The organism is Pseudomonas sp. Sample_20, from assembly GCF_004307585.1.
GTDB classification, from domain to species: Bacteria; Pseudomonadota; Gammaproteobacteria; order Pseudomonadales; family Pseudomonadaceae; genus Aquipseudomonas; species Aquipseudomonas atacamensis.
This window is the reverse complement of the sequence record NZ_RCOA01000129.1, coordinates 43,826-59,157: the sequence shown is the minus strand read 5'-3', so window position 1 is coordinate 59,157 and position 15,332 is coordinate 43,826. Positions and strand designations below refer to the sequence as shown.

Here is a 15,332-nt window from a genome sequence, read left to right as displayed (position 1 = left end):
GGGGATAAATCCCCTCACCACACAGGCTCGCTCCCACAGGGAGAGCAGTCAGCAGTTAGTCAAGCAACGAAATCGCCGTCGGCGCGTCATTGCCGACCAGTGCCAGGTCTTCGAACTCGTTGACCGCGTTGATCTCGGTACCCATGGAGATGTTGGTCACACGCTCCAGAATGATCTCGACGATCACCGGCACCTTGAACTCTTCGATCATCTGTTCGGCCTTGCGCAGGGCAGGGGCGATTTCCGACGGTTCGAACACACGCAGTGCCTTGCAGCCGAGGCCTTCGGCGACTGCGATGTGGTCAACCCCGTAACCGTTGAGTTCCGGCGCATTCAGGTTATCGAAGGACAGCTGCACGCAGTAGTCCATTTCGAACCCGCGCTGGGCCTGACGGATCAGGCCCAGGTACGAGTTGTTCACCACGACGTGGATGTAAGGCAGTTTGAACTGAGCGCCGACCGCCAGTTCTTCGATCATGAACTGGAAATCATAATCCCCCGACAGGGCCACGACTTTGCGGTTCGGATCGGCCTTCACCACGCCCAGCGCCGCCGGAATGGTCCAGCCCAACGGGCCGGCCTGACCGCAGTTGATCCAGTGACGCGGCTTGTAGACGTGCAGGAACTGCGCGCCGGCAATCTGCGACAGACCAATGGTGCTGACGTAGCAGGTGTCCTTGCCGAACACCTGGTTCATTTCTTCGTAAACGCGCTGCGGCTTGACCGGCACGTTGTCGAAGTGGGTCTTGCGATGCAGGCTGGCCTTGCGCTGCTGGCAATCCTGCAGCCAGGCGCTGCGGTTTTTCAGCTTGCCGGCGGCTTGCCATTCACGGGCGACTTCAATGAACACGGTCAGTGCTGCGGCGGCGTCGGAAACGATGCCCAAGTCCGGGGTGAACACGCGGCCGATCTGCGTGCCTTCGATGTCGACGTGAATGAACTTGCGACCTTCGGTGTACACGTCAACCGAACCGGTGTGGCGGTTGGCCCAACGGTTACCAATGCCCAGCACCACGTCGGATTTCAGCATGGTGGCGTTGCCGTAACGGTGCGAAGTCTGCAGACCAACCATGCCGACCATCAGCGGGTGGTCGTCAGGGATGGTGCCCCAGCCCATCAGGGTCGGGATGACCGGAATACCTGTCAGCTCGGCGAACTCGACCAGCAGGTCGCTGGCGTCGGCGTTGATGATGCCGCCGCCTGCGACCAGCAATGGACGCTCGGCCTGATCCAGCAGGGCCAGAGCCTTCTCGACCTGTACGCGGGTTGCGGTCGGTTTGGCCAATGGCAGCGGTTGGTAAGCGTCGATGTCGAATTCGATTTCGGCCATCTGCACGTCGAACGGCAGGTCGATCAGTACAGGGCCTGGACGGCCGGAGCGCATTTCATAGAAGGCTTTCTGGAACGCGTAAGGCACTTGGCCCGGTTCCAGAACCGTGGTCGCCCACTTGGTCACTGGCTTGACGATGCTGGTGATGTCGACTGCCTGGAAGTCTTCTTTATGCATACGGGCGCGGGGTGCTTGCCCGGTGATGCAGAGGATTGGAATCGAGTCGGCCGAGGCGCTGTAGAGCCCGGTAACCATGTCGGTACCGGCAGGGCCGGACGTGCCGATGCACACGCCGATGTTGCCGGCCTTGGTGCGGGTGTAGCCCTCGGCCATGTGCGAGGCGCCTTCAACGTGGCGAGCAAGGACGTGATCGATGCCACCGACCTTCTGCAAGGCGGAGTACAGCGGGTTGATCGCTGCGCCCGGGATGCCAAAAGCGGTATCAACCCCTTCACGGCGCATCACCAGAACGGCGGCTTCGATTGCTCTCATTTTGCTCATGGTTTTGTGCCTCTTTACGTTTTGTAATTGTATACAAGTGGCTTTGCGCAGAGTGTATTCACGGCGGACGGCGCAGGTCAATCCATTTTCTCAAGCGTCTGTTTCATTCGTCGGAAGCCCGCTGTGCTGTGGCTTTTCGTCGCATGTGGCGCTTTTCGAGAATTATTGTATACAAAAAAATAACTCATTGTGTTCTATTTGTGTCATCGGACTGCGGCACAAACGCGCAGTCCCACGACTTTCCCTATAACAAAATGAGGACGGCACCATGAGCGCTTTAACCTTGAAAGTCGCAGTCAACCTGGTCAGCGAAGCCATCAACGCAGGACGCGGCATGAACGCCGCACCGCTGACTGTCGCGGTACTCGATACCGGTGGCCACTTGATCGCCCTGCAACGCGAAGACGGCGCCAGCCTGCTGCGCCCCGACATCGCCATCGGCAAAGCCTGGGGCGCCATCGCCTTGGGTAAAGGCTCGCGCCTGCTCGCCCAGGACGCGCAACAACGCCCGGCGTTTTTTTCTTCGTTGAACAGCATGGGGCAGGGCAGCGTTGTGCCGGCACCGGGTGGTGTATTGATTCGCAACCAGGCCGGTGAAGTGCTCGGCGCGATCGGGATCAGTGGGGATTTGTCGGATGTCGATGAGCAGGTGGCGATCAGAGCGGTGGAAGCGCTGGATTTGCGGGCGGATGGCGGGGTGGCTGTTTGAATGTCAGTGTCTGAATAACCGCTTTCGCGAGCAGGCTCGCTCATTGGGTTAGGAGGTGTACATGAAATGTTCAGTGTCCGAAAACCCCTGTGGGAGCGAGCTTGCTCGCGAAGGCGATTTAACAGACACATTTAGCCAACGTCTGTCCGCCTCCTGTCTGTGCTTTGGATCTAATCTTTCGAGTCTTCTCATGAAAGGGGCAAAGGAATGCCAAAACTATCAGCCTCGCATCGCCTGCGCATTGGCCGTTACGACGAACCTAACCGCTTATATCTACTGACCGCCAACACACTTCATCGCGAACCTGTTTTCCGCGATTTTGCATTAGGTAAGTTAGTCGGTGACCAATTTCGAAACGCCGAGGAACTGGGGTTTGCCGACTCGTTGGCATGGGTGGTTATGCCCGACCACTTTCACTGGTTGATCGATTTGAAGCAGGGTTCCTTGAGTGAACTGATGCAAAGGACAAAGTCCTTAAGCGCGCGTGCTGTGAACACGGCTGCGGGTAGAAAAGGCACCCTCTGGCAGCATGGGTTTCACGATCGCGCACTGCGGCGGGAGGATGATTTGGTGCAAATGGCTCGATATGTTGTGGCTAACCCGTTGCGGGCAGGTTTAGTGCAAAGGTTTAGCGATTATCCGCTGTGGCATGCGATTTGGGCTGATAGGCAGACCGAGTCGCTCCATTCGCGAGCAAGCTCGCTCCCACAGGTGATTTGAGAGCACCATAGGTCCAAATGTGGGAGCGAGCCTGCTCGCGAAGCGGTTCCCCCGATCTCACCGATCCGGCTCACACCCCTTCAACACCAACCGGATAATCGTCTGCGCCGCCGCTTCATAATCGGCTTCATCAAGCTTGTCTTTCCCGGTCACTGCGGAAATCTGCCAGTCGAAGTCGGCGTAGGTCTGGGTCGCGGCCCAGATGCTGAACATCAGGTGGTTGGGGTCGATCGGGGCGATCTGGCCGCGGTCGATCCAGCTCTGGATGCAGGCGATGTTGTGCTTGGCCTGGGCATTTAGCTGCTCGACCAGGTCGGCGCTCAGGTGCGGGGCGCCGTGCATGATTTCGCTGGCGAACACCTTGGAGGCGTAGGGCAGGTCGCGGGAGATGCGGATCTTCGAGCGGATGTAGCCGCTCAGCACCTCGCTCGGCACGCCGTCCGGGTTGAACGGGGTCGAGGCCTGCAGAATCGGCTCGATGATGCTTTCCAGCACCTCGCGGTAGAGGTTTTCCTTGGATTTGAAGTAGTAGTAGACGTTGGGCTTGGGCAATCCCGCCTTGGCGGCGATGTCGCTGGTTTTGGTCGCCGCGAAGCCCTTGTCGGCAAACTCTTCGCTGGCGGCGCGCAGGATCAGTTCTTTGTTACGCTCGCGGATTGTGCTCATAAACCCGGTGGTTCCTTGCCTGTTCTGGCGGTGGCGCATGGTAGCACCGGCCTTGAGCGGCGCTCAACAATGCAGCCTGTGGCCGGCGGTCGCGTTATGCTTGGCAACATTCATACACAGAAGGAAACAGGATTCATGGCAGGAAGCAGTTTGCTGGTGCTGATCGATGACATCGCCACCGTTCTGGATGACGTTGCATTGATGACCAAGATGGCCGCGAAGAAGACCGCCGGTGTACTCGGTGATGATCTGGCGCTCAATGCCCAGCAGGTTTCGGGCGTGCGCGCCGAGCGGGAAATTCCCGTGGTCTGGGCGGTGGCCAAGGGCTCGTTCGTCAACAAACTGATCCTCGTGCCGTCGGCATTGGCGATCAGCGCTTTCGTACCGTGGCTGGTGACACCACTGTTGATGGTCGGCGGCGCGTACCTGTGCTTCGAGGGTTTCGAGAAGCTCGCGCACAAATTTCTGCACAGCAAAGAGGAAGACGAGGCAGAGCACACGCAGTTGACCGAAGCAGTGGCCGATCCGGCGACCGATCTGGTGGCGTTTGAGAAGGACAAGATCAAAGGCGCGATCCGCACTGACTTCATTCTCTCGGCAGAAATCATTGCGATCACCCTCGGCACCGTGGCTGATGCCTCGCTGACTCAGCAAGTGGTCGTCATGTCCGGCATCGCCATTGTCATGACCGTGGGCGTTTACGGTTTGGTGGCAGGCATCGTCAAACTCGACGATCTGGGGCTGTGGCTGACGCAGAAGCCAGGGCAGATGGCGAAAAAGATCGGCGGCGGCATTCTCAGCGCCGCGCCGTACATGATGAAAACCCTGTCGGTGGTCGGCACGGCGGCGATGTTCCTGGTCGGCGGCGGCATCCTGACCCATGGCGTGCCGGTGCTGCATCACTGGATCGAAGGCGTTGGCGCAGCGGCAGGGAGCGCCGGGTTCGCCGTGCCGATGCTGCTCAATGGTGTCGCGGGGATTATTGCTGGCGCAGCGGTGTTGGCGGTGGTTTCGGTCGTAGGCAAGCTCTGGAAAGCGCTGAAGGGTTAATCAGCAACACATAACAAATGTGGGAGCGAGCATGCTCGCGAATGCGGTAGTTCAGTCAATATCGATGTTGACTGAAACTCCGCGTTCGCGAGCAGGCTCGCTCCCACAGTGTTTTGCGGCAGCCGATTTACTCGGCGATCTGCAACTTGCGCGCTTCGGTGTACACGTACCGCACTTTCTCGTACTCGAACGGCGAGTTCATCTGACCATAGCGGAAGCTGGTCTGGTAGCGCTTGTCGATCGCACGCAAGGCCCAGACTTCCGGGTGGTTGGAGCTGACTTCCGCGACGTTGAGGAAGTTGATCGCGGTGTCGGCGGTGTAATCCACGGCCAGACCTGCGGTGTCGCGGATGTTCGACGGGCCGAAAATCGGCAGTACGAAGTAGGCGCCGCCCGGTACGCCGTAGAAGCCCAGGGTCTGACCGAAGTCTTCGTTCTGGCGCGGCAGGCCCATGGCGGTGGCCGGGTCCCACAGGCCGGCGATGCCGATCGTGGTGTTGAGCAGCAGGCGCGCGGTGGTTTCCATCGAGCGTTGGCCCTTGAACTGCAACAGGCTGTTGACCAGGTTCGGCACGTCACCAATGTTGTTGAAGAAGTTGCTCACCCCGGTACGCACAAAGCTTGGCGTGATGTAGCGATAGCCATCGACTACCGGCAGGAACACCCACTGGTCGAAGCGATAGTTGAAATGGTAGACCCGGCGGTTCCACGATTCCAGCGGGTCATAGACGTTCAGCGCGTTGAGCGTCGAACGTTCGAACTCGCGCTGGTCCAGGCCCGGGTTGAACTTGAGTTTGGTCAGCGGTTCCTTGAAGCCGTCGCTGTCGACCACTACCGGGGCATCGGCTTTACTGTTGTCGGCCTGGGCCACGCCTGCACAGAGGAACGCTGCAATCAGCAGGAGATATTTAGCCACGGAAGAACTCCAGCATGGCGTCGCTGTTGACGCGATAGTTAAGGTTGCCGCAGTGGCCGCCCAGTGGATAAACGGTCAGGCGATCACCGAAGGTTTTACGCAGGAAGCCCAGGTCGCCAGGGCCGAGGATGACGTCGTCGGCGTTGTGCATGACGGCGATTTTCGGGCTGTCGTGCAGGTAATCCTTGAGCGCATACAGGCTGACCTGATCGATCAGTTGCAGCAGGCTGCCGCCGTCAGTGCGCGCGCGCCACATCGGAATGACCTGCTCGGTGATGTAGCAGTCGAAATCGCATTGCAGCGCACGCTTGAGGAACGGCGTGAGGCTGGTGCCTTCGGTGATCGGGAATTTCGGCGGGGTAATCAGACCGCGACGGTTGACCAGGTCCGAGGTATAGGCAATGTCGGCTGCCGAAAAGCGGAACGACGTGCCGATGAGCATGGCCATCTGTTCGTTGGTCAAGTGTTGCTTGGACTGCTGAAAGTCATACAGCAGCGCATCGTTGAGGTCGATGTAGCCTTTCTGCTGGAAGTAGCGGGTCAGCTTGCTCAGTACCAGTTCATAGAACGTGGTGCTGTTGTTGATGCCTTTCACCTCGGTCTGTACCAGCTTGTCGAGGTTGGTCACCGAGGTATAGAGGTTCACCGGCGGGTTGAGCAGCAGGACTTTCTTGAAATTGAAACTGCGGCGCGTCTCGTCCAGATGCGCGACGAATGCAGCATCAAGGGCGCCGAGGCTGTAACCGGTCAGATAGTACTCAGTGACCGGCAGTTTCGGGTTCTGCGCCCGCACGGCCTGCATCACCCGATACATGTCTTCGGCATCTTCCTTGGTCACGCCCGGGGTGGCGAAACGCGAGGCGGCGCTGATGAAGTCGAAGCTGGTCGGCGACGACAACTGCACGACATGGTATCCGGCCTTGTAATACAGCTTTTTCAGGTATTCGTTGAGCGTGCTGTCAAAGCGCGCGCCGGTGCCGGCGATCAGGAAGATCAGCGGCGCCGGTTTGTCCTGCGTGGCGATGCGGTAGGTGAGTTTTTTGACTGCCCAGAAATTGTCCGGCAGCTGGAATTCACGCTCCGGGCGCAGGGTGAGGCTACGGTCCGTTTGATTGATGTCGTCGTCCAGCGGCAGCTCCGGACGCAGGTCCGGTGGTGTCGTGGCGATCGTCGCCTCGAACGGGTTGGTCAGCGGGTAGCCATAGCTGGCGGCGTCGATATCCACCGCCAGCGCGGACGCACTCAAGATAAGGCCGCTGAACAGCGCGGCGAAGCGCAAGGAACGGAGCATGACTAGATCCCTTAGAGGAAGGTGCCGATTGAAGTTCGCAGGCTATGACCACCGGCCGTGCGCCAAAGTGCCATGCTGCGGCACCAAACAGGCGGAATTCGGGGTAATAGTAGCTGGACGATACACGTTGCGAGGGCTTGCTGAACAGTTAACAGTTGTTAGTGCTTGCGAATGCCGGTCGGCAGATTAAGCTGGCCGCCGATTTCCGCAGATTGGAGTGCTCCATGTCCCGCCGCTTGCCCGTGATTGTGCTGCTTGTTTTGTTGCCGCTGTGGCTGGCCGCCAGTTATGCCGCGCGCTATGGCTTCATGGAAGACGGGCAGTGGGTTGGCATCTGTGTTGACGAGGCCAGTCGCTGGGAATGCGTGGTGCGGTCGAACCTGGGGTTGATGATTCATTTCAGGGTGCTGGGCTGGGCGGCGGTGGGCGCGGCGGTATTGGCGTTTGTCGTGCCGGGACGGGCAGGGTGGTGGCTGGCGGTGCTGGCGCTGGTGTTCGGCCTGCCGGCGCTGGCGTTGTACAACACGACGTTGGCGGTGTTTGCGGTGGTGATTGCCGGGTTGCGCCTGGTCCGCGAGTCCCGCAGCGCCTGACAGTCAGTCATCGCGGGCAAGCCCGCTCCCACAGGGATTGAGGTGAACACAACATTTGTGTGCAACAGAAATCCTGTGGGAGCTGGCTTGCCAGCGATGGCGATTTCGAAGGCGCTGAAATCAGGCCTTGCGACCCCGCAGACAGCGCCACAACGCCACCACCATCAAACCACTGACCAGCGCCCAACCCCACGCCTGCTGATTCAGCATCCCTTCCTGATACAGCTGCGGTGCAATCCCGGCGCCGACGATAAAGGTCAGCAGAGCAATCTCCCGACGCGGCACGCTCACCGGGCGGCACAGGTAGACCAGCGCCGGCAGCACGAACGCCATGCTGGCGAAACTGCGATAGCGCGGATCGAAGACCATCTCCAGCATCATCACCGCCGCGGCAAAACCGGCCGCCACGACCAGCCAGCCGGCGCGCCGTTCGAGGAAATCGAAGGCTCGCGCGCGCCAACCGCTACGCGCGCTTAGCGTCAGCGCGGCATGCGCAAGGACCAATAGATTCAAACCGGTCAGCAGTCCGACCCACAGCCATTCCCCGGCAAACCGCGTGGTCAGCCGCGCCAGATCGCCCCAGGCGCCAATCGAGCAAGCAGCGACGGCGCCTAGCAGTGGCAGCAGCAGCGCCGAACGTGTAGTGCGGACAGCACCGCCAAGAATCAGCGTGCCGAGGAAGATCAAGCCACCGATCGCCAGCCACTCTTTCCAGTACGGCACGTTGCTCACCGGCCCGGCGAGTACGCCCTTGTCCTGTCGATCGGCATCGAACAGTCCCCAATAGCCGCCGACCGCGCCTTCACTGCCGCGCTTCCACGGTTGGTCGAAGGCTTCGATCAGGTTGTAACGCCAGCCTTCCTGCTCGGCCATCGCCACGAATCCACGAATGAATTTCGCCTCGTTGACCCGGCTCGGCACGGCGGTTTCGCGCTGGCGGCCTTCGCTGGGCCAACCGGTTTCGCCGATCATCACGTCCTTGGGCGCGAACTTGTTGCCGAACACCTGACGCACATCCGCCACATGCCGCAGCGCCACGTCGATGTTCGACGGATCGTCTTCCCAGTACGGCAGCAAGTGAATGGTCAGAAAGTCCACGGCCGGGGCGATTTCCGGATGCTTGAGCCAGAATTCCCAGACGTCGGCGTAGGTCACCGGTTGCTTGACCTGGCTTTTGACCTTGTTGATCAGCCGGGCCAGTTGTGCGCCGGTGACCTCTTTGCGCAGCAGTGCCTCGTTGCCGACGATCACCGCTGTAACCACGTCGGGGTTGGCATTGGCCGATTTGATCAGCAGCTCGACTTCCTGCTCGGTGTCGACCGGGTTGCTGTTGACCCAGGCGCCGATCATCAACTTCAGGCCGTGCTTGCGCGCCAGATCGGGCAGGGCGTCGAGGCCGGTCATCGAGTAGGTGCGGATACACTCGAAGCGCGTCGCCAGCAGTGCGAGGTCGGCGTCCATGCGCTCGGGGCGCAATTTGAACGGCACGTCGAACGGCGATTGGTCCTTGTCGAACGGCGTATAGGAGGCGCACTGCAATTTGTGTGTCGGCGTCGCGGCGTCCGGCAGGATCACCGGTTGGCCGAGGTCATACCAGAAACCGCCAAGGGCCAGGAGCCCGAGCAGGCAGGTGAACAGATAAGGCAGAAAAGGAAATCGGGACGTTGCGGACATGGTCAGGCCGAGTGGCTGCAAAGCGACGCATGTTACCTGCATTTATAGAAGGGCAGGTGGCTCGCTGGCGTTGTACATGCAAAGTTCGGGCGGATTGTCTGGCGTCAATTAATCGCGCTTGATTAATGGCTTTCTAATGTCGTTTCTCGCTGCCTTGAGGTCGCTGACAGAGCAGGTCGCCGGCCGCTTGAGGTTGATGATCAAACCATCAGTACCCTTTTTGAAAAATCGGCTGATGTTCGGTGTGTGAGGTCCGGCGTGATGGGGGCGCTGTGCACCATAACAATACGTTGACGATGCCCGGCATCCGTCGGGCGCAGCATTTCGGGGAAGTAAACGATGAAGATGCGACGACTTTTAGGCGCAGGTGCCGTTCTGGCGCTTGCGATGAGTTCCACTTTCGCCAACGCTGAAAAACAGACCCTGAACATCGGTTACGTTGACGGTTGGTCCGACAGCGTCGCGACCACCCACGTGGCGGCCGAAGTGATCAAACAGAAGCTCGGTTATGACGTGAAGCTGCAAGCCGTCGCCACCGGGATCATGTGGCAGGGCGTGGCCACCGGCAAACTCGATGCGATGCTCTCGGCCTGGCTACCCGTGACCCACGGTGACTATTGGACGAAAAACAAGGATCAGGTCGTCGATTACGGCCCGAACTTCAAGGACGCGAAGATCGGCCTGATTGTGCCGGAGTACGTCAAAGCCAAATCGATCGAAGACCTGAAAACCGACGACACCTTCAAAAACCGCATTGTCGGCATCGACGCCGGTTCAGGCGTAATGCTCAAGACCGATCAGGCGATCAAGGATTACGGTCTGGACAAGTACAGCCTCAAGGCCAGTTCCGGCGCCGGCATGATTGCCGAGCTGACCCGCGCCGAGAAGAAGAACGAATCCATCGCTGTCACCGGTTGGGTGCCGCACTGGATGTTCGCCAAGTGGAAACTGCGCTTCCTCGACGACCCGAAAGGCGTGTATGGCCAGGCTGAAACCGTGAACAGCATCGGCAGCAAAGGCCTGGACGCCAAGGCGCCGGAAGTGGCCAAGTTCCTGAAAAACTTCCAGTGGGCGTCGAAAGACGAAATCGGCGAGGTCATGCTGGCGATCCAGGACGGCGCCAAGCCTGATGCAGCGGCCAAGGACTGGGTAGCCAAACACCCGGATCGTGTAGCTGACTGGACCAAATAATTTCAACACCGCCACACCCCTGTGGGAGCGAGCCTGCTCGCGAATGCAATCTGTCAGTTGATGCAATATCGACTGATACGACGCCTTCGCGAGCAGGCTCGCTCCCACAGTTGTTTTTGTGTGTGCTTGAAAATGGCCAAAACATCATGGCCATCTACTACTAAGGTCGTCTGGAACCTCTCTCGCAGCCGCATACATTAGCTACGTTCCAACAATAATTTGTGCTGCGAGGATAAAAACAATGAACGACAGCATTTACCTCTCGATTCAAAACAGTCCCCGATTCAAGGAGCTGGTTCAGAAAAGGGAACGATTCGCCTGGATTCTCTCGGCAATCATGCTCGGGCTGTACTCCGCATTCATCCTGCTGATCGCATACGGGCCGCACGTGCTCGGGGCGAAACTCAGTCCTGAATCCTCAATCACCTGGGGCATCCCGATCGGTGTCGGCCTGATCATTTCAGCCTTCGTCCTGACCGGCATCTACGTGCGCCGCGCCAATGGCGAGTTCGACGACCTGAACAATGCGATTCTCAAGGAGGCTCAGCAATGATCCGGCGTCTACTGGCTCTATTGAGTGTTGCGGCTTTCGCGCCGAGTGTCTGGGCGGCTGACGCGTTGACGGGGGAGGTGGCCAAACAGCCGCTGAACATCCCGGCGATCCTGATGTTCGTGGCCTTCGTCGGCGCGACTTTATACATCACCTACTGGGCTTCGAAGAAAAACAATTCGGCCGCCGATTATTATGCGGCGGGCGGCAAGATCACCGGTTTCCAGAACGGCCTGGCGATCGCTGGCGACTACATGTCGGCGGCGTCCTTCCTGGGTATTTCCGCGCTGGTGTTCACCTCAGGCTACGACGGCCTGATCTACTCGATCGGCTTCCTCGTGGGCTGGCCGATCATTCTGTTCCTGATCGCCGAGCGCCTGCGCAACCTGGGTAAATACACCTTTGCCGACGTGGCGTCCTACCGCCTCGGGCAAACCCAGATTCGCACCCTGTCCGCCTGCGGCTCGCTGGTGGTGGTGGCGTTCTACCTGATCGCGCAAATGGTCGGTGCCGGCAAGCTGATCCAGCTGCTGTTCGGCCTCGATTACCACGTTGCGGTGATTCTGGTCGGCGTGCTGATGTGCATGTACGTGCTGTTCGGCGGCATGCTCGCGACCACTTGGGTGCAGATCATCAAGGCAGTGTTGCTGCTGTCCGGTGCCTCGTTCATGGCGCTGATGGTGATGAAGCACGTGGGCTTCGACTTCAACACGCTGTTCTCCGAAGCGATCAAGGTTCACGCCAAGGGCGAAGCGATCATGAGCCCTGGCGGTCTGGTGAAGGATCCGATCTCGGCATTCTCGCTGGGTCTGGCGCTGATGTTCGGTACCGCTGGCCTGCCGCACATTCTGATGCGCTTCTTCACCGTGAGTGACGCAAAAGAAGCGCGCAAGAGCGTGCTGTACGCTACCGGCTTCATTGGCTACTTCTACATCCTGACCTTCATCATCGGCTTCGGCGCGATCCTGCTGGTCAGCACCAACCCGGCCTTCAAAGATGCAGCGGGCGCCTTGCTCGGCGGCAACAACATGGCGGCGGTGCACCTGGCCAACGCGGTGGGCGGCAGCATCTTCCTAGGCTTCATCTCGGCAGTGGCGTTTGCAACCATTCTGGCGGTGGTAGCCGGTCTGACGCTGGCGGGTGCTTCGGCGGTTTCTCACGACCTGTACGCCAGTGTGATCAAGAAGGGCAAAGCCAACGAGAAGGATGAGATTCGCGTGTCGAAGATCACCACTATCGCCCTGGCGGTGCTGGCGATTGGCCTGGGCATTCTGTTCGAAAGCCAGAACATTGCGTTCATGGTCGGCCTGGCGTTCTCCATCGCGGCGAGCTGCAACTTCCCGGTACTGCTGCTTTCGATGTACTGGAAGAAGCTGACCACTCGCGGCGCGATGATCGGCGGCTGGCTGGGTCTGGTGAGTGCTGTTGGTCTGATGATCCTCGGCCCGACCATCTGGGTGCAGATTCTGCATCACGAGAAGGCGATCTTCCCTTACGAATATCCGGCGCTGTTCTCGATGATGATTGCGTTCATCGGGATCTGGTTCTTCTCGATTACTGACAAGTCCGCTGCTGCGGATAACGAGCGCGCGCTGTTCTTCCCGCAGTTTGTGCGTTCGCAGACCGGGTTGGGGGCGAGTGGGGCGGTTTCGCACTAAGAGATCAGATGTAAGCTGCAAGCTGCAAGCTGCAAGCTGCAAGCTGCAAGCTGCAAGCTGCAAGCTGCAAGCTTCAAGAAAACGCCCTGATTGAGAGATTGGGGCGTTTTTTTGTGGGCGGTTATCGGTTGGTTTGGTGTGTATATCCGTTGCTGCGGTAACGGCGGCTTAGGGTTTCGCCCTTACGGCGAGTCACCTTTTCCAAACGCCGAAAAGGTAACCCAAAAGGCTTGCTCCTACGTTCGGCCCTCGCAGGCTCGGGGTTCCTTCGCTCCGGGACTGATCCTGGCGCAGCGGCTCCGGTTTGCTTCGCTGCACCTCCTTCCGCTGTGTCTGGCTGCGCCAGACGGTCGCTGCGCTCCCACGCCCGGATCAATCCCTCCGCTCAGCCTTCCGACGTCGCCCGTGGATCAAGATCAAAAGCACTCGAGCTAACGCTCATTGTTGAGTGGTTAGAAGCGTCGCACGGCTTGAGATTTTCGGTGGATTCGCCCCTCACCCCAGCCCTCTCCCGAGGGAGAGGGAGCCGATTTGTGTGGTGTTCAAAACCTGCATTCGACTCGGTATCGCAAGTCGGCGTGTTTCGCCCAAACACCTCGGTCAGTTCCCTCTCCCTCTGGGAGAGGGCTAGGGTGAGGGGCTCTTGATCTGGCTTTGGCTTTTGCTTTTGATCTTTTGCCCTTTCGGCAGGCTTCGTTACGGGATCGATCCGGGTGTGGGAGCGCAGCGACCGTACGACGCAGTCGTACACAGCGAGTGTAGGTGCAGCGAAGCCAACCGGAGCCGCTGCGCCCGGATCGGTCCTGTAACGAAGGTACCCCGAGCCCCAGCGAGCGGGCCGTACGCCGGGGCAAAGCCTTTTGGGTTACCTTTTTGGCGTCTGAAAAAGGTGACTCGCTGTAAGAGCGAAACCGCCAGCGGCAGCACCCGCAGCAACGGATATGCCCCCAGAATCCAAGAACCAGTCGGCCCGAAGGCCGCTGAGACCACAAACAAAAACGGCCTCTATATAAGAGGCCGTTCCTGACACACCACTAAACCATCACAAAAAAAGAAAAACCCTTATTTGCGATCTTCCAGCTTGGTGATGTCACGCGACTCGTAACCGGTGTACAGCTGGCGCGGGCGGCCAATCTTGTACGGGCTCGAGAGCATTTCCTTCCAGTGCGAAATCCAGCCCACAGTACGCGCCAGGGCGAAAATCACCGTGAACATGCTGGTTGGAATGCCGATCGCCTTGAGGATGATCCCCGAGTAGAAGTCGACGTTCGGGTACAGCGAGCGCTCGATGAAGTACGGGTCGGTCAGGGCGATCTCTTCCAGGCGCATGGCCAGTTCGAGTTGCGGATCGTTGTTGATGCCCAGTTCCTTCAGCACTTCGTCGCAGGTCTGCTTCATGACAGTCGCGCGAGGGTCGCGGTTCTTGTAGACGCGGTGACCGAAGCCCATCAACTTGAACGGATCGTTCTTGTCCTTGGCCTTGGCGATGAACTTGTCGATGTTCGACACATCGCCAATCTCGTCGAGCATGGTCAGCACGGCTTCGTTCGCACCGCCGTGGGCAGGGCCCCACAGTGCGGCGATACCAGCGGCGATACAGGCGAACGGGTTGGCACCCGAAGAACCGGCCAGACGCACGGTGGAGGTCGAAGCGTTCTGCTCGTGGTCGGCGTGGAGGATGAAGATCCGGTCCATGGCCTTGGCGAGTACCGGGCTGATCGGTTTGATCTCGCACGGGGTGTTGAACATCATGTGCAGGAAGTTTTCCGCGTACGTCAGGTCGTTGCGCGGGTACATCATGGGTTGGCCCATGGAGTACTTGTAAACCATCGCTGCCAGGGTCGGCATCTTCGCAACCAGACGGATCGCGGAGATTTCGCGATGCTGCGGGTTATTGATGTCCAGGGAGTCGTGGTAGAAGGCCGAGAGGGCGCCGACTACACCGCACATGACGGCCATCGGGTGGGCGTCGCGACGGAAACCGTTGAAGAAGGTTTTCAGCTGCTCGTGAACCATGGTGTGGTTTTTCACGGTGCTGACGAACTGGGCCTTCTGTTCTGCGGTCGGCAATTCGCCGTTGAGCAGCAGGTAGCAGGTTTCCAGGTAGTCCGACTTTTCAGCCAGCTGTTCGATCGGGTAGCCGCGGTGCAACAAAATGCCGTTGTCGCCGTCGATATAGGTAATTTTCGATTCGCACGAAGCGGTCGACATGAAACCCGGGTCGAAAGTGAAGCGGCCCGTGGCCGTCAGGCCCCGAACATCGATTACATCGGGACCAACGGTGCCGGTTAAAATGGGCAGCTCGACGGGGGCTGCGCCCTCGATGATCAACTGCGCTTTTTTGTCAGCCATGTGGCCTCCTATTTATGCTTGAACCATCAGACAGACCCCCCACGCAGGGCCCGCACCACTATAGTGAGATAAATTCGAATGTCAATTTGCCTAAAGTCTTGCTCCAGAAGGCTTTAAGCCGACTTTTTCCT

General features: G+C 59.2%; 13 protein-coding genes. 7 read left to right on the top strand and 6 right to left on the bottom strand.

The annotated features are described in order from the left end of the window. Positions 1-55 precede the first annotated feature (55 nt). Entirely contained in the window at positions 56-1,831 is a 1,776-nt protein-coding gene (gcl, locus tag D8U70_RS26115; RefSeq protein WP_042607573.1) for a glyoxylate carboligase, read from the bottom strand. A 268-nt stretch (positions 1,832-2,099) separates the two neighbouring features. Between gcl and D8U70_RS26110 the strand changes: the two genes are divergently transcribed. Together D8U70_RS26110 and D8U70_RS26105 are read left to right on the top strand one after the other, a co-directional pair. Then, positions 2,100-2,540, top strand: coding sequence for a heme-binding protein (locus D8U70_RS26110; protein ID WP_130930088.1), 441 nt, complete (start codon positions 2,100-2,102; stop codon positions 2,538-2,540). Positions 2,541-2,747: 207 nt separating this feature from the next. Continuing rightward, the gene (locus tag D8U70_RS26105) at positions 2,748-3,260 is read left to right on the top strand and encodes a transposase (RefSeq protein ID WP_130930087.1); all 513 of its coding nucleotides are present in this window, start codon (positions 2,748-2,750) and stop codon (positions 3,258-3,260) included. A 57-nt stretch (positions 3,261-3,317) separates the two neighbouring features. On the opposite strand, the gene D8U70_RS26100 is transcribed toward D8U70_RS26105, so the two are convergent. Continuing rightward, positions 3,318-3,926: a TetR/AcrR family transcriptional regulator gene (locus D8U70_RS26100; RefSeq protein ID WP_041479604.1), complete on the bottom strand. Its 609-nt coding sequence runs from the start codon at positions 3,924-3,926 to the stop codon at positions 3,318-3,320. A gap of 135 nt (positions 3,927-4,061) precedes the next feature. On the opposite strand from D8U70_RS26100, the gene D8U70_RS26095 reads away from it, so the two are divergent. Next, on the top strand, positions 4,062-4,976 hold the full coding sequence (locus tag D8U70_RS26095) for a DUF808 domain-containing protein (RefSeq protein WP_073472713.1): 915 nt from the start codon (positions 4,062-4,064) through the stop codon (positions 4,974-4,976). 127 nt (positions 4,977-5,103) lie between these two features. Here the strand turns inward: D8U70_RS26095 and D8U70_RS26085 are convergent, their stop codons facing one another. Together D8U70_RS26085 and D8U70_RS26080 are read right to left on the bottom strand one after the other, a co-directional pair. Further along, positions 5,104-5,892 (bottom strand): VacJ family lipoprotein, encoded by a 789-nt coding sequence (locus D8U70_RS26085; protein ID WP_024012144.1) that lies wholly within the window; start codon positions 5,890-5,892, stop codon positions 5,104-5,106. After that, positions 5,885-7,183 carry a serine protein kinase PrkA gene (locus tag D8U70_RS26080; protein ID WP_016771020.1) on the bottom strand — a complete coding sequence of 433 codons (1,299 nt, stop codon included), beginning with the start codon at positions 7,181-7,183 and terminating at the stop codon, positions 5,885-5,887. Before D8U70_RS26080 ends, D8U70_RS26085 begins: the two co-directional genes overlap by 8 nt. A gap of 224 nt (positions 7,184-7,407) precedes the next feature. Between D8U70_RS26080 and D8U70_RS26075 the strand changes: the two genes are divergently transcribed. Further along, positions 7,408-7,776: a hypothetical protein gene (locus D8U70_RS26075; protein ID WP_130930086.1), complete on the top strand. Its 369-nt coding sequence runs from the start codon at positions 7,408-7,410 to the stop codon at positions 7,774-7,776. A 120-nt stretch (positions 7,777-7,896) separates the two neighbouring features. On the opposite strand, the gene D8U70_RS26070 is transcribed toward D8U70_RS26075, so the two are convergent. Continuing rightward, positions 7,897-9,492, bottom strand: coding sequence for a beta (1-6) glucans synthase (locus D8U70_RS26070; RefSeq protein ID WP_130930085.1), 1,596 nt, complete (start codon positions 9,490-9,492; stop codon positions 7,897-7,899). Between the two features lie 297 nt (positions 9,493-9,789). Between D8U70_RS26070 and D8U70_RS26060 the strand changes: the two genes are divergently transcribed. The 3 genes from D8U70_RS26060 to D8U70_RS26050 all read left to right on the top strand — a co-directional run bounded on the left by D8U70_RS26060 (position 9,790) and on the right by D8U70_RS26050 (position 12,849). Continuing rightward, entirely contained in the window at positions 9,790-10,641 is an 852-nt protein-coding gene (locus D8U70_RS26060; protein ID WP_016771017.1) for a glycine betaine ABC transporter substrate-binding protein, read from the top strand. Between the two features lie 241 nt (positions 10,642-10,882). Then, positions 10,883-11,194, top strand: coding sequence for a DUF485 domain-containing protein (locus D8U70_RS26055; protein ID WP_016771016.1), 312 nt, complete (start codon positions 10,883-10,885; stop codon positions 11,192-11,194). Further along, positions 11,191-12,849, top strand: coding sequence for a cation acetate symporter (locus tag D8U70_RS26050; protein ID WP_016771015.1), 1,659 nt, complete (start codon positions 11,191-11,193; stop codon positions 12,847-12,849). The genes D8U70_RS26055 and D8U70_RS26050 overlap by 4 nt, the downstream gene beginning before the upstream one ends. Before the next feature lie 1,062 nt (positions 12,850-13,911). Here the strand turns inward: D8U70_RS26050 and gltA are convergent. Then, positions 13,912-15,201, bottom strand: a complete 1,290-nt coding sequence (gltA, locus tag D8U70_RS26045; RefSeq protein WP_003222994.1) for a citrate synthase — start codon at positions 15,199-15,201, stop codon at positions 13,912-13,914. Positions 15,202-15,332: the final 131 nt, after the last annotated feature.

Coding starts and splice junctions, on each gene's coding strand:
- D8U70_RS26105 (WP_130930087.1), top strand. CDS start 2,748: ATGCCAAAACTATCAGCCTCGCATCGCCTGCGCATTGGCCGTTACGAC.
- D8U70_RS26050 (WP_016771015.1), top strand. CDS start 11,191: ATGATCCGGCGTCTACTGGCTCTATTGAGTGTTGCGGCTTTCGCGCCG.
- D8U70_RS26080 (WP_016771020.1), bottom strand. CDS start 7,183: ATGCTCCGTTCCTTGCGCTTCGCCGCGCTGTTCAGCGGCCTTATCTTG.
- D8U70_RS26110 (WP_130930088.1), top strand. CDS start 2,100: ATGAGCGCTTTAACCTTGAAAGTCGCAGTCAACCTGGTCAGCGAAGCC.
- D8U70_RS26100 (WP_041479604.1), bottom strand. CDS start 3,926: ATGAGCACAATCCGCGAGCGTAACAAAGAACTGATCCTGCGCGCCGCC.
- D8U70_RS26070 (WP_130930085.1), bottom strand. CDS start 9,492: ATGCAGGTAACATGCGTCGCTTTGCAGCCACTCGGCCTGACCATGTCC.
- D8U70_RS26055 (WP_016771016.1), top strand. CDS start 10,883: ATGAACGACAGCATTTACCTCTCGATTCAAAACAGTCCCCGATTCAAG.
- D8U70_RS26060 (WP_016771017.1), top strand. CDS start 9,790: ATGAAGATGCGACGACTTTTAGGCGCAGGTGCCGTTCTGGCGCTTGCG.
- D8U70_RS26075 (WP_130930086.1), top strand. CDS start 7,408: ATGTCCCGCCGCTTGCCCGTGATTGTGCTGCTTGTTTTGTTGCCGCTG.
- gltA (WP_003222994.1), bottom strand. CDS start 15,201: ATGGCTGACAAAAAAGCGCAGTTGATCATCGAGGGCGCAGCCCCCGTC.
- gcl (WP_042607573.1), bottom strand. CDS start 1,831: ATGAGCAAAATGAGAGCAATCGAAGCCGCCGTTCTGGTGATGCGCCGT.
- D8U70_RS26095 (WP_073472713.1), top strand. CDS start 4,062: ATGGCAGGAAGCAGTTTGCTGGTGCTGATCGATGACATCGCCACCGTT.